The organism is Rothia sp. CCM 9417 (genome assembly GCF_048513575.1).
In the GTDB taxonomy this organism is placed as follows: domain Bacteria; phylum Actinomycetota; class Actinomycetes; order Actinomycetales; family Micrococcaceae; genus Rothia.
Window position 1 is genome coordinate 562,058 of sequence record NZ_JBLXXT010000001.1, and the last position, 14,103, is coordinate 576,160.

Consider the following 14,103-nt stretch of genomic DNA (forward strand, 5'->3'; position numbering starts at 1 on the left):
ACTAAAACGTCGCTAATAACTGGCGCGGGAGAGACCGGATACCCGGCGGTTGAGGGACCGCCAGGCCGGCGCCGAAGGAGCAAACCCTCCCCGGGAAACTCTCAGGCACACGTACCGCTCAGCTAAGGCAACTCTGGAGAGGGGCGTCAAACCCCCACCGAAGGGGCAAAATTCGCACCCGCTTTCCAGGCGTGAAAGGAAAGCCGCGAACCAAAACTCTCAGGTTGTAACAGAGCGGGGAGGACACCGTCTACAGGGCACCCTGTAGGCAGGTTTAACTTTTACCTTGGAGAGTTACCATGTCCTTCCTTGACCGCCACCTTGGGCCCCGTTCCGCTGACCAGGAAAGCATGCTTTCCGCCCTCGGCTACGAGTCCCTGAGCGACCTCATCAATGAGGTCATCCCCGCCAACATCCGCCTGGCCGATGACCTTAACCTGCCTGCACCCCTGAGCGAGCACCAAGCCCAGCAAAAAATTGCCTCCTACGCTGCCCTTAACCAGGTCAAGCACCAGATGATTGGAGCAGGCTACTACGATGCCATCACCCCCGCCGTCATCCGCCGCAACATCCTAGAAAACCCCGGCTGGTACACCTCCTACACCCCTTACCAGCCTGAAATCTCTCAGGGCCGCCTAGAAGCCCTCCTCAACTTCCAGAACACGGTCATGGAATTGACCGGCCTGCCTATCGCCAACGCCTCCCTGCTCGATGAAGCAACCGCAGTCGCCGAAGCCGCCGTCATGATGCAGCGAGCCAACCGCAAGGTCAAAAACGGCTTCTTCGCCATCGACTCCCGCGCCCTACCCCAAACCCTGGCCGTGGTACGCGGCCGCGCCGAAGCCCTGGGCATTGACTTCGTTATTACCGACTTTGAAAAGGGCCTGCCCGAGGGCGACCTCTACGGTATCATCATCTCTAACCCGGGCCAGGACGGCCAGGTCCGAGACATCGCCCCGCTCATCCAGGCCGCCAAAGAACGCGGTGCCCTAGTCACCGTCATCGCTGACCTGTTAGCCCAGACCCTGCTGGTTGCACCCGGTCACCAGGGGGCCGATATCGCTGTTGGCTCCTCCCAGCGTTTCGGTCTGCCTTTCTGGTACGGTGGCCCCCATGCCGCTTTCATGGCCGTCACCAAAGGTCTGGAACGCAACCTGCCCGGTCGTCTGGTCGGTGTCTCTAAGGATGCCTTCGGTAAGCCCGCCTACCGCCTGGCCCTGCAAACCCGCGAACAGCATATCCGCCGCGAAAAGGCCACCTCCAACATCTGTACTGCCCAGGCCCTGCTAGCTATTGCCGCAGGTGCCTACGCCGTCTATCACGGCCCCGAAGGTCTGCGCGCCATTGCCACCTGCCTGCACGATAAGGCGGCACGGGTCGCTGAAGCTCTGGCCCAGGTAGGCCTGCGCCCGGTCCACGAGACTTTCTTTGACACCGTAGCCTTTGAGGCCCCCGGGCAGGCCGACCAGCTGGTAGATAAAGCTCTGGAAGCCGGAATCAACATCCGCCGCCTCTCCGCTGACCGCATCTCCATTTCGGTGGGCGAATCTCACAGCGAGCAGGTACTCCAAGACCTGGTCACTGCCCTGGGCGGCACCCTGGGGGAGAGCGATGCCTACAAGATTCCTGAAACCCTCTTGCGCACCGATGAGTACATGACCCACCCGGTCTTCCACCTCTACCGGTCAGAAACCTCCATGATGCGTTACCTGCGTTCTTTGGCTGATAAGGACCTGGCCCTGGACCGCACCATGATTCCGCTGGGTTCCTGCACTATGAAGCTCAACGCGGCCTCCGAGATGGAACCCATCTCCTGGCCTGAATTTGCCGGAATCCACCCCAACGTACCCGCTGACCAGGCCGCCGGCTGGAAGGCCCTGATTGAGGAACTCTCCGCCTGGCTCCTTGAGATTACCGGCTACGACGCTATCTCCCTGCAGCCTAACTCCGGGGCATCGGGTGAGTACGCCGGTCTACGCGCTATCCGCGCCTATCACGAAGCCAGGGGCGACACCCAGCGCACCGTGGTCCTGATCCCTATGAGCGCCCACGGCACCAACGCTGCCTCCGCCGCCTTAGCCGGTCTGAGCGTAGCCGGTGTTGCCACCGCACCCGATGGCTCCATTGACGTAGAGGACCTCAAAGCCAAGATCGCCAAGTACGGCGATACCATTGCGGGCATCATGATTACCTACCCCTCCACCCACGGTGTCTTCGAGGAGCAGGTTGTTGAGGTCTGCCAGCTGGTCCACCAGGCCGGGGGACAGGTCTATGTGGACGGCGCTAACCTGAATGCCCAGATGGGACTTGCCCAGCCCGGTAAGTTCGGCGGGGATGTCTCGCATCTGAACCTGCATAAGACCTTCGCTATCCCTCACGGTGGTGGCGGCCCCGGAGTTGGACCGGTTGCGGTGGGTGCCCACCTGCAGAAGTACCTGCCCGGTAACGGTTACCAAGCCGATGAGCAGGGCAAGCTAACCCAGGCACCCCTGCCCATTTCCCAGGCCATGTTCGGTTCAGCCGGTGTGCTACCTATCTCCTGGATGTACATTGCCATGACCGGAGCCGATGGTTTGCGCGCCTGCTCCGAAGTAGCTATCCTTTCGGCCAACTACATTGCCAAGAAGCTGGGCCAACTCTACCCCGTGCTCTACAGCGGCGACACCGGCCTGGTGGCCCACGAATGCATCCTGGACCTGCGAGATTTGACCGCCGCCTCCGGCATCACCGCCGAGGATGTCTGCAAGCGCCTCATGGACTACGGCTTCCACGCCCCCACCCTGGCCTTCCCCGTGCCCGGTACCCTCATGGTCGAGCCCACCGAGTCAGAATCCCTAGCTGAGCTGGACCGCTTCATCGATGCCATGACCCAGATTCACGCCGAGATTCAGGAGGTCATTGACGGCAGGGTGAGCGCCGAAGATTCCGTACTCCGTAAGGCCCCGCACACCGTTGAGGCCGTCACCGCCGATGAGTGGAACCGCCCCTACAGCCGAAGCCAGGCAGCCTACCCACTCCCGGCCCTGCGCCAGAACAAGTACTTCAGCCCGGTAGCCCGTATTGACGGCGCTGGCGGCGACCGTAACTTCGTGTGCGAGTGCCCGCCCATGGAAGCCTTCGATCTAGAAGCTCCGAGCGCTTAAGACGTGCGCCCAGACCCTGGGGCACCTGCCCACTGAGTCCTTCTAGCGACCGAGAGTCTGCCCCGGCTGCCACCGCCCTCACCGGGGGCGGGGCGGCACTCCATCACCCCTTCTTTTGCCTGAAAGGTTCACCGTGTCACCCCAGAAAACCTCCCTCTACCAGGTCCACGCCGACCTGGGTGCCTCCTTCACCGACTTTGGCGGCTGGGACATGCCCCTCAAATACACCAACGATGTTGAAGAACACCGCGCTGTCCGCTCCGCAGCTGGCCTCTTTGACCTCTCCCACATGGGGGAGTTCCGCGTCACCGGTCCCGATGCTGCCGCCTTCCTGGACTACGCCCTGCTCTCTAATATGTCTATCCTCAAGGTCGGCAAAGCCAAATACTCCCTGCTCCTGAATGAGGCAGGCGGGGTTATTGACGACCTGATCACCTACCGGCTGGGCCAAGAAGAGTTCCTGGTTATTCCCAACGCTGCCAACGTAGCAGTTGATTATCAAGCTATGAGCGCTCGCACCGAGGGCTTTGACGTGACCCTGACCGACGAAACCACTAGCACTTCACTGGTTGCTATCCAGGGCCCTGCCTCCGAGGCCATTGTGCTGGATATGGACCCGTCTGATCCCGAGCTGGTCACCTCCCTGGGCTACTACGCGGCGGTGCCCCTGGAACTGAACGGCGTGAGTGTACTCCTGGCCCGCACCGGCTACACCGGCGAGGACGGTTTTGAGCTCTATGTTGCCAACGAGAGAGCAGCTGAATTGTGGGCGCTGGCCTCCGAGCGCGGACAGAAGCACGGTATTCTGCCCGCTGGCCTGGCCGCCCGTGATTCACTGCGCCTTGAAGCAGGCATGCCCCTCTACGGCCACGAGCTGGGCCTGGACATCACCCCCTTGGAATCGGGCATGGGCAAGCTGGTAGAGATTGCCCTGACCAAGAAGAGCGCAGACTTCCTGGGTCGGGCTGCCCTGGCCGAGGCCGCAGAGCAGACTCCCGCCCGTAGCCTGGTTGGTTTGAAGGCCCAGGGCAAGCGCCCCGGGCGGGCCGGGTCCCAGCTCTTGGACGAGCGGGGACAGGTGATCGGTGAAATCACTTCGGGGATTCCCTCACCGACCCTGGGATACCCCATTGCTATGGCTCTTATAGCCAGTGAGTACGCTCAAACGGGAGCTACAGTCAGCGTCGATATCCGTGGTAAGGTAGCACCTTTCGACATTGTTGAACTACCTTTTTACACCCGCCAGAAGTAAGTAGAGAATCTGGTGAGCGGGTGGCCCCTTGAAAGGCCACCCGCTCTCTTTAAGGAAAGGCCAGAAAGTTCTTGGAGATTGATTACGTCCCTGATTTTTCCCCGGGGCACAAGACACCCCAGCCGAGTATCCAGAGGCAGGCTGAAGCCCTGGAATATGACATCAGTGTTTTTGAGCTTTTCTCTATTGGTATTGGGCCTTCTAGTTCACACACTGTAGGCCCTATGCGGGCAAGCAACCGTTTTATTGCTGAGCTGATTGATGCGGGCAATCTCGACCGTGTCACCGGTGTGCACATTGACCTGTACGGGTCGCTGGCTGCCACCGGGGCAGGTCACGGAACTATGAGCGCTGCCCTCAAAGGCCTGTGCGGTTTTGTTCCTGAAACTATTGATATCCTGGCAGCTGAAGCGCTCATGGACCGTAACCAGGTCGATGGCACTCTGCCCCTTGCCGGCTACCCATCAGCCGCCTTTGCCGAGGGCGCCCCCGGTGCAGCTACCCCCAAGATAATAGGTCCGGTTGTGAACTACCGCGAGCTGGATATTACCCTGCGACCGCTGACCGTCTTGCCCCGTCATACCAACGGCATTAAGGTGACCGCAAAAGCGGGGGAGCAGGTGCTCTTAGAGCGTACCTACTTCTCCATTGGCGGTGGCTTCATCGTGGAAGAGAATGAGGAAAGTGCTGGCTCTAGCGGGCTAACCCAGGCTCCCTACCCCTTCGGATCGGGTGCTGAGCTGCTGGATATGGCCAACACCGCGGGTCTTTCTATTGCCCAGCTCAAAATGGAGAACGAGAAAACCGTACGGTCCGAAGAAGAAGTTCGCGCGGGTATTCTCCACATCCGCCAGGTCATGAAGGAGTGTATCGGTTCGTCCTTAGAGCGTATGGGGTATCTGCCCGGGCCTTTGAAAGTGCGTTGCCGTGCCAGCCAGTGGCACCGTGACCTCTTGGCTGAGGATCCCCAAAAATCACCCGAGTTCGCTATCGACTGGGTGAACCTCATAGCGCTGGCGGTCAACGAGGAAAACGCTTTTGGCGGCCGGATTGTCACTGCTCCCACAAACGGTGCCTCGGGGATTATTCCCGCCGTCCTGCACTACGCCCTGAACTACGTTCCAGCGGTGCGCCACCGCGGGCAGAAAGTGGTGGATGATGCTGTGGTGGACTTCTTCTTGGCCGCCGCCTCCATCGGTGCGCTCTACAAGAAACGAGCCTCTATCTCGGGCGCTGAAGTGGGTTGCCAGGGTGAGGTGGGGACCGCCTCCTCTATGGCCGCTGCCGGTTTGGCCCAGGTGATGGGCGGAACCAATGAGCAGGTAGAGAACGCTGCCGAGATCGCTATGGAGCACAACCTGGGCCTGACCTGCGACCCGGTGGGTGGCCTGGTGCAGATTCCCTGTATTGAGCGCAATGCTATGGCGGCCTCAAATGCTGTGACTGCGGCCAAGATGGCCCTGCGTGGGGACGGCCAGCATCGTGTTTCCCTGGACCAGGTGATTGAGACTATGCGCCAGACCGGTGAGGACATGTCCCACCGTTACAAGGAGACCTCCATGGGCGGCCTGGCGGTCAACGTGGTGGAGTGCTAGAAGCCAAAACATGGGGGCCGCTACCGTTCTAGTGGGGGTAGCGGCCTTTGGTAGGCAAAGGGGCCTCTGAGGGGGAGGGTTGCACAAAGCGGCCATATTCGGTATAGACAAGTTTGCTGGCTTGCTGTAGTATGAATATTTGCGCTTCCCTAATCTTCTGTGCCTTCATATAGCGGTGGGCAGGTTGTTACAGGTTTTAAGTACGCCCCAGTACCCTCGAACATACTCTAGCTAACCAGCACGGCACAGGTGCCCATTTAGCAAGTTGTCTTTTTCAGGGTTCTTCGCGTACCACCCCTGGCGGGGGAGCGGGTACGAACAGACATGTCTGTGGAAGGATCCCATCTTGGTCGCCTCGAGCACCTCTCATACTAAAGCCGCTAACGGCGTAGATTCGCACAGTCGAATCTCATTCGCAAAAATCGCTGAGCCCCTGCAGGTACCCAACCTGCTGGCGCTCCAGCTCGACAGCTTTGATCAGCTCGTCGGTAACGAACGCTGGGCGGCAAAAGCCGCTGTAGCCGCCGAAACCGGTGACACCTCCGTCAGCCAAACTTCTGGCCTGGCAGATATTTTCGAAGAAATCTCTCCGATCGAGGACTTCCAGGGCACCATGTCCCTGTCCTTCTCCGATCCCGAGTTCGCTGACCCCAAGTACACCATGGAAGAGTGCAAGGATCGCGACGCGACCTACTCGGCTCCGCTGTACGTCAAGGCCGAATTCATGAATAACAACACGGGCGAAATCAAACAGCAGACCGTGTTCATGGGCGATTTTCCCCTGATGACCGAATCCGGCACCTTTGTGATTAATGGTTCCGAGCGCGTCGTCGTTTCGCAGCTAGTCCGTTCACCCGGTGCCTACTTCGAAAAGACCGCAGACCGCACCTCCGATAAGGACATCTACAGCGCGAAGATTATCCCTTCCCGCGGTGCATGGTTTGAACTTGAAATCGATAAGCGCGACCAGGTCGGCGTTCGTCTTGACCGCCGTCGTAAGCAGTCCGTGACCACCCTGCTTAAGGCTCTTGGCTGGAGCGAGGCTAAGATTCTGTCTGAATTCGGTGAATTCGACTCAATCCGCGCCACCCTTGAGAAGGACACCGTCCAGACCCGCGACGAGGCTCTGCTGGATATCTACCGTAAGCTGCGCCCGGGTGAACCCCCGACGGTTGATGCTGCTCAGGCTCTGCTGGACAACATGTACTTCACCCCCCGCCGCTACGACCTGGCCAAGGTTGGCCGCTACAAGGTTAACCGCAAGCTGGGCCTTGATACTCCCGTTAACGATCCTTCTGCTTCTGTTCTGTCTCAGGACGACATCGCGGCTATGATTCGCTACCTGGTCACTCTGCACGCAGGTGGCACCACTATCAAGGGTGTCCGTGACGGCCAGGAAGTTGACGTCCGCGTTGACGTTGATGATATCGACCACTTCGGCAACCGTCGCATCCGTGCGGTGGGCGAACTGATCGAGAACCAGATTCGTACCGGCCTGTCCCGTATGGAGCGCGTTGTCCGCGAGCGTATGACTACCCAGGACGTTGAGGCTATCACCCCTCAGACCCTGATTAACATCCGCCCGGTTGTTGCCTCTATCAAGGAATTCTTCGGCACTTCCCAGCTCTCCCAGTTCATGGACCAGAACAACCCGCTTGCAGGTCTAACCCACAAGCGCCGTCTGTCCGCACTGGGCCCCGGCGGTCTGTCCCGTGACCGTGCGGGCATGGAAGTTCGAGACGTCCACCCTTCCCACTACGGCCGTATGTGCCCCATCGAAACCCCTGAAGGCCCCAACATCGGTCTGATTGGCTCCTTGGCAACCTACGCCCGCATCAATCCCTTCGGTTTCATCGAAACCCCCTACCGTATCGTTCGTAACGGTAAGGTCACCGACGAGGTCAAGTACCTGACCGCCGACGATGAAAAGGGCAACACCATTGCGCAGGCTAACGCCCCCTTGACCGCCGACATGACCTTCTCTGAAGAGCAGGTCCTTTGCCGTGCAGGCGATGGATCCGGTGAAGCTGTTCTGGTTGATGCCTCCGAGATTGAGTTCATGGACGTTTCACCCCGCCAGATGGTGTCTGTTGCAACCGCTCTGATTCCTTACCTGGAACACGATGACGCTAACCGAGCACTCATGGGTGCTAACATGCAGCGTCAGGCTGTTCCCCTTCTGGAGTCTGAGGCTCCCGTTGTAGGTACCGGCATGGAACGCTATGCAGCGATTGACTCCGGTGACTCTGTTCTGGCTAAGAAAGCTGGCGTGGTTTCTGAGGTGTCAGCTGACCTGGTTGTTGTTCGCAACGATGACGGCACCACCACCTCCTACCCGATTCTCAAGTTCCAGCGCTCCAACCCCGGTAACTGCTACAACCACCGTGTTGTTGTTAAGGTGGGCGACCGGGTTGAAGCTCGCGGCTTGATTGCCGATGGCCCCTCCACCGACAAGGGCGAGCTTGCCCTCGGTAAAAACCTCTTGGTTGCTTACATGTCCTGGGAAGGGTTCAACTTTGAGGATGGTATCATCCTGTCCCAGCGCATGATCTCCGATGACGTGCTGACCTCAATCCACATTGAGGAACACGAAATTGATGCCCGCGACACCAAGCTGGGTGCCGAAGAGATTACCCGCGATATCCCCAACGTCTCCGAAGAGGTCCTGTCTGCTCTTGATGAGCGCGGCATCATCCACATCGGTGCAGAGGTTGAAGCCGGCGACATCCTGGTCGGTAAGGTCACCCCCAAGGGCGAGACCGAGCTGACCCCCGAAGAGCGCCTCTTGCGCGCTATCTTCGGTGAGAAGTCCCGCGAAGTCCGTGACACCTCCCTGAAGGTTCCCCACGGTGAGTCCGGAACCGTTATTGGCGTTCGTATCTTTGACCGCGAAAACGAAGACGAAGACCTGCCCAGCGGTGTTAACCAGCTGGTCCGTGTCTATGTTGCTCAGAAGCGCAAGATCACTGTTGGCGATAAGCTGGCAGGTCGCCACGGTAACAAGGGTGTTATCACCAAGATCCTCCCCGTTGAGGATATGCCCTTCATGGAAGACGGCACCCCCGTTGACGTCATCCTCAACCCGCTGGGCGTTCCCGGTCGTATGAACATCGGTCAGGTACTCGAAGTTCACACCGGCTGGTTGGCTAAGCAGGGCTGGAAGATTGAGGGCAACCCCGCCTGGCTCGATAAGCTTCACAACTTCCCCAAGGAAACCGGCCCCACCAACGTGGCAACCCCGGTATTCGACGGTGCCGGTGAAGAGGAACTCTTTGAGCTCCTTGATCACGCTAACCCCAACCGCGACGGCGATCGTCTGATTGACCGTTCCGGTAAGGCACGTCTGCTTGATGGCCGTTCCGGTGAGCCCTTCCCCGAACCCGTTTCGGTGGGCTACCAGTACATCCTCAAGCTGCACCACCTGGTGGACGATAAGATCCACGCTCGTTCAACCGGTCCCTACTCCATGATTACCCAGCAGCCCCTGGGCGGTAAGGCCCAGTTTGGTGGTCAGCGCTTTGGTGAGATGGAAGTGTGGGCACTGGAAGCATACGGTGCCGCTTACACCCTGCAGGAAATCCTGACCGTCAAGTCCGATGACGTCCACGGCCGCGTTAAGGTCTACGAGGCTATCGTTAAGGGCGAGAACATCCCCGAACCCGGTGTTCCCGAGTCCTTCAAGGTCTTGATCAAGGAAATGCAGTCCCTCTGCCTGAACGTTGAGGTTCTCTCAACTGACGGTAAGACCATCGAAATGCGCGATGGAGAAGAAGAAGGCTTCCGTGCAGCAGATGACCTGGGTATTGACCTGTCCCACGCAGAGCCCAGCTCTGTCGAAGAGGTCTAACCCCTAAGCGGTTAGATTCCTCATCTGTTCTCAAAGACTTCAAAACACTAGGAAAGAGATAAGGACCAAATGTCCAACGAATCTTCACTTGGTTTGATGCGTATTGGCCTGGCGACCTCCCAGAATATTCTGGATTGGTCCTACGGCGAGGTTAAGAAACCTGAAACCATCAACTACCGAACCCTAAAGCCCGAGAAGGAAGGCCTCTTCGACGAGCGCATCTTCGGCCCCACCCGCGACTGGGAATGCTACTGCGGTAAGTACAAGCGTGTCCGTTTTAAGGGCATCATCTGTGAGCGCTGTGGCGTAGAGGTCACCCGTGCCAAGGTGCGCCGTGAGCGCATGGGTCACATTGAGCTGGCAGCTCCTGTCACCCACATCTGGTACTTCAAGGGTGTCCCCTCCCGTCTGGGCTACTTGCTTGACCTGGCTCCTAAGGACCTGGAAAAGATTATTTACTTCGCCGCCTACATGATTACTCATGTTGACGAAGAAGCCCGCCACGAGGACCTGCCTAACCTGCAGGCCGCTCACGACCGCGATAAGAAGGTCCTGGAGGATCAGCTTGCCGCCGACATTAACCTGATTGCTCGCGAGACCGAAGAGGAACTCGCTCGCGTTGAGGCTGAGGGTGGTAAAGCCGCTGAGAAGCGTAAGCTCCGTGATGCCGCTGAGCGTCAGATGGCTGCGGTTCGTAAGAACGCAGAACGCGAAATCGAGCAGCTCGAGCGCGTCTGGGATCGCTTCAAGAACCTCAAGGTCGCTGACCTTGAAGGTGACGAGTCGCTCTATCGTGGCATGGTCGATAAGTACGGCATGTACTTTGAAGGCTCCATGGGTGCTGAGGCTATCAAGAAGCGTCTTGAGAGCTTTGACATGGAAGCGGAAGCTGAGGCTCTCAAGGACATCATTCAGACCGGCAAGGGTCAGAAGAAGACCCGTGCGCTCAAGCGTCTGAAGGTTGTCAACGCTTTCTTGACCACCGATAACTCCCCGCTGGGTATGGTTCTGGATTACGTTCCCGTTATTCCTCCGGAACTGCGCCCCATGGTTCAGCTTGACGGTGGCCGCTTTGCCACCTCCGACCTGAATGACCTCTACCGTCGCGTTATTAACCGCAACAACCGCCTCAAGCGTCTGCTGGAACTCGGTGCCCCCGAGATTATCGTCAACAACGAAAAGCGTATGCTTCAGGAAGCTGTTGACTCCCTGTTCGATAACGGTCGCCGCGGTCGCCCTGTGACCGGTCCCGGTAACCGCCCCCTCAAGTCCCTCTCGGACATGCTTAAGGGTAAGCAGGGGCGTTTCCGCCAGAACCTTCTGGGTAAGCGTGTTGACTACTCAGGCCGTTCCGTTATTGTCGGTGGCCCCACTCTGCAGATGCACCAGTGCGGTCTGCCTAAGCAGATGGCGCTGGAGCTCTTCAAGCCCTTCGTCATGAAGCGCCTGGTTGATCTGAACCACGCTCAGAACATCAAGTCTGCTAAGCGCATGGTTGAGCGTTTCCGCCCCCAGGTTTGGGACGTTCTCGAAGAGATCATCACCGAGCACCCCGTTCTGCTCAACCGTGCACCTACCCTGCACCGCCTGGGTATTCAGGCCTTCGAACCCCAGCTGGTTGAAGGTAAGGCTATCCAGTTGCACCCGCTCGTTTGCTCCGCTTTCAACGCGGACTTCGACGGTGACCAGATGGCTGTGCATCTGCCTCTCTCACCCGAGGCGCAGGCTGAGGCTCGCATCCTCATGCTCTCATCTAACAACATCCTGAAGCCTTCAGATGGCCGCCCTGTTGCGGTACCTGACCAGGATATGATTATCGGTCTCTTCCACCTGACCACCGCTCGGGAGGGTGAGAAGAACGAGGGTCGTCTGTTCTCCTCATACGCCGAAGCCATTATGGCTTTGGACCGCCACGAGATTGAGCTCTACACCAAGGTCAAGATTGTTCTTGACGACTTTGTACCCTACGAGGGCTGGGAAGCCCCCGAGGGCTACGAGCCCGGTCAGCCCGTGCTGGTGGAGACCACTGTCGGTCAGGTTATCTTCAACCAGACCCTGCCCGCTGACTACCCCTGGTATACCGGTGTCGCAGACAAGAAGAGCCTGGGTGCCCTGATTAACGATCTGGCTGAGAAGTACCCCATGCACGTGGTTGCTCGCTCACTGGATGAACTCAAGAACACCGGTTTCTACTACGCCTCACGCTCAGGTGTGACCGTTGCGGTTACCGATATCGCTGCGCCTCCCACCAAGCCCGCCATTATGGAAGGCTACGAGGCTCAGGCTGCTAACATCGAGTCCCAGTTCGCTATGGGTCTGATTGACGACCATGAGCGTCGTACCGAGCTGATTGACATCTGGACTAAGGCAACCGATGAGGTTGCTGAGGCTATGAAGGAAAATCTGGCTGAGAAGAACACCACCATTAACCGCATGGTTACTTCTGGTGCTCGCGGTAACTGGATGCAGGTCCGTCAGATTGCCGGTATCCGTGGTCTGGTGTCTAACACCAAGGGTGAAATTATGCCTCGCCCGATTAAGTCTTCCTACCGCGAAGGCCTGTCGGTTCTGGAGTACTTCATCGCTACCCACGGTGCTCGTAAGGGTCTGGCTGATACCGCGCTGCGTACCGCTAACTCGGGTTACCTGACCCGTCGTCTGGTGGACGTTTCGCAGGACGTCATTGTGCGTGAGCACGACTGTGGTACCCACCGTGGTCTGGCTCTGCCCCTGGTTCAGGTTGACCAGGCTAGCGGTGCAGTAACCCTGCACGAGAATGTTGAGTCTTCAATCCACGGTCGTTCACTTGCTGTGGACATCAAGGCTGAGGACGGCACCGTTCTGGCAGAAGCTGGCGCCGACGTTTCAGATATCGTTATTGATGATCTCTTCAAGGCCGGTATCCAGGAAGTTCGTGTTCGCTCGGTTCTGACCTGTGAGTCCGCTGTTGGTGTCTGTGCCCTCTGCTACGGTCGCTCCATGGCTTCGGGTAACCTGGTCGACATTGGTGAAGCCGTCGGTATTATCGCGGCTCAGTCCATTGGTGAGCCCGGTACCCAGCTGACCATGCGTACCTTCCACACCGGTGGTGTCGCATCGGCTGACGATATTACCCAGGGTCTGCCCCGTATTCAGGAGCTCTTCGAGGCTCGCACCCCCAAGGGTGTTGCCCCGATCTCCGAGGTCACCGGTCGCGTCAGCATTGAGGACACTGAGAAGTCCCTCAAGGTTGTCATCACCCCTGATAACGGCGATGATCCTATCGCTTACCCCATTCTGCGTCGTGCCCGCCTGGAAGTTGCCGAGGGTGACCATATCACCGTCGGTACCCAGCTGGTTGCCGGTGCTGTTGATCCTAAGGAGATCCTGCGTATTCGCGGTCCCCGTGAGGCTCAGAAGCACCTGGTGGATGAGGTTCAGGGCGTCTACCGTTCACAGGGCGTAGGTATCCACGACAAGCACGTTGAGGTTATCGTTCGTCAGATGCTCCGCCGTATTACCGTGATTGATTCCGGTGAGACCAACCTGCTGCCCGGTGAGCTGGTTGAGAACGTGGCTTTCCAGAACGCTAACCGTGCGGCAGTTGCTGAGGGTAAGCGCCCCGCTTCGGGCCGTCCCGAGCTGATGGGTATCACCAAGGCATCACTTGCTACCGAGTCGTGGCTGTCGGCCGCTTCCTTCCAGGAAACCACTCGCGTCCTGACCCAGGCTGCGATGGAAGGCAAGGAAGACCCGCTGGTGGGCCTTAAGGAGAATGTCATCATTGGTAAGCTGATCCCCGCCGGTACCGGTCTTGCTCGTTATAACGATATTGAGGTTGAACCTACCGACGAGGCGCGTGAGGCCCTGTTTGCTCAGACCGCGACTCCTTACAACGATTTCAGCTACGCTGAGACCAATGAGGGTGCTATCAGCCCCGAGTTCCAGGCTATTCCGCTGGATGACTACGAGATTCGCTAGTCTCTAGGCCAGGCAGCTTCTAGGCCGCAAAGTTAAGGGCGCTTCCCCACATTGGTGGGGGAGCGCCCTTTGCCCTGTCCGGCAGTTTCTGAGCTGATGGCGGTTTGAGGTTAGCTGGTTGGCCCTCTTTGGAAGAGGAGCTCTGAAAAGGAGGGGGAGGAGGCTTGGCTGATGAGGCGGCGAGCGGTCGATGGGCTATCGGTGCGTGCGGAAAGTAACATTCGATCGGGTTTGGGTGCTGACCTGCATCAAAATCGGGGTCTGGCTTTCCTTGCCGTTTTTCTGAGGCTCAAGGGTGTCTGTGGA

At 58.6% G+C, this 14,103-nt stretch carries 5 protein-coding genes and 1 riboswitch; all 5 genes read left to right on the top strand.

What is annotated here, in order from left to right:
- Nucleotides 1–15 precede the first annotated feature (15 nt).
- Nucleotides 16–127, top strand: a riboswitch (glycine riboswitch).
- A 172-nt stretch (nt 128–299) separates the two neighbouring features.
- The 5 genes from gcvP (at nt 300) to ACN082_RS02600 (ending at nt 13,797) form a co-directional block, all read left to right on the top strand.
- Nucleotides 300–3,143 (top strand): aminomethyl-transferring glycine dehydrogenase, encoded by a 2,844-nt coding sequence (gene gcvP, locus ACN082_RS02580; protein WP_419099282.1) that lies wholly within the window; start codon nt 300–302, stop codon nt 3,141–3,143.
- 133 nt (nt 3,144–3,276) lie between these two features.
- Nucleotides 3,277–4,395, top strand: a complete 1,119-nt coding sequence (gene gcvT, locus ACN082_RS02585) for a glycine cleavage system aminomethyltransferase GcvT (protein WP_419099283.1) — start codon at nt 3,277–3,279, stop codon at nt 4,393–4,395.
- A gap of 128 nt (nt 4,396–4,523) precedes the next feature.
- Entirely contained in the window at nt 4,524–5,990 is a 1,467-nt protein-coding gene (locus ACN082_RS02590; protein WP_419099450.1) for an L-serine ammonia-lyase, read from the top strand.
- A gap of 346 nt (nt 5,991–6,336) precedes the next feature.
- Nucleotides 6,337–9,837, top strand: a complete 3,501-nt coding sequence (gene rpoB, locus ACN082_RS02595) for a DNA-directed RNA polymerase subunit beta (protein WP_419099284.1) — start codon at nt 6,337–6,339, stop codon at nt 9,835–9,837.
- Between the two features lie 69 nt (nt 9,838–9,906).
- Entirely contained in the window at nt 9,907–13,797 is a 3,891-nt protein-coding gene (locus tag ACN082_RS02600) for a DNA-directed RNA polymerase subunit beta' (protein WP_419099285.1), read from the top strand.
- Nucleotides 13,798–14,103 lie beyond the last annotated feature (306 nt).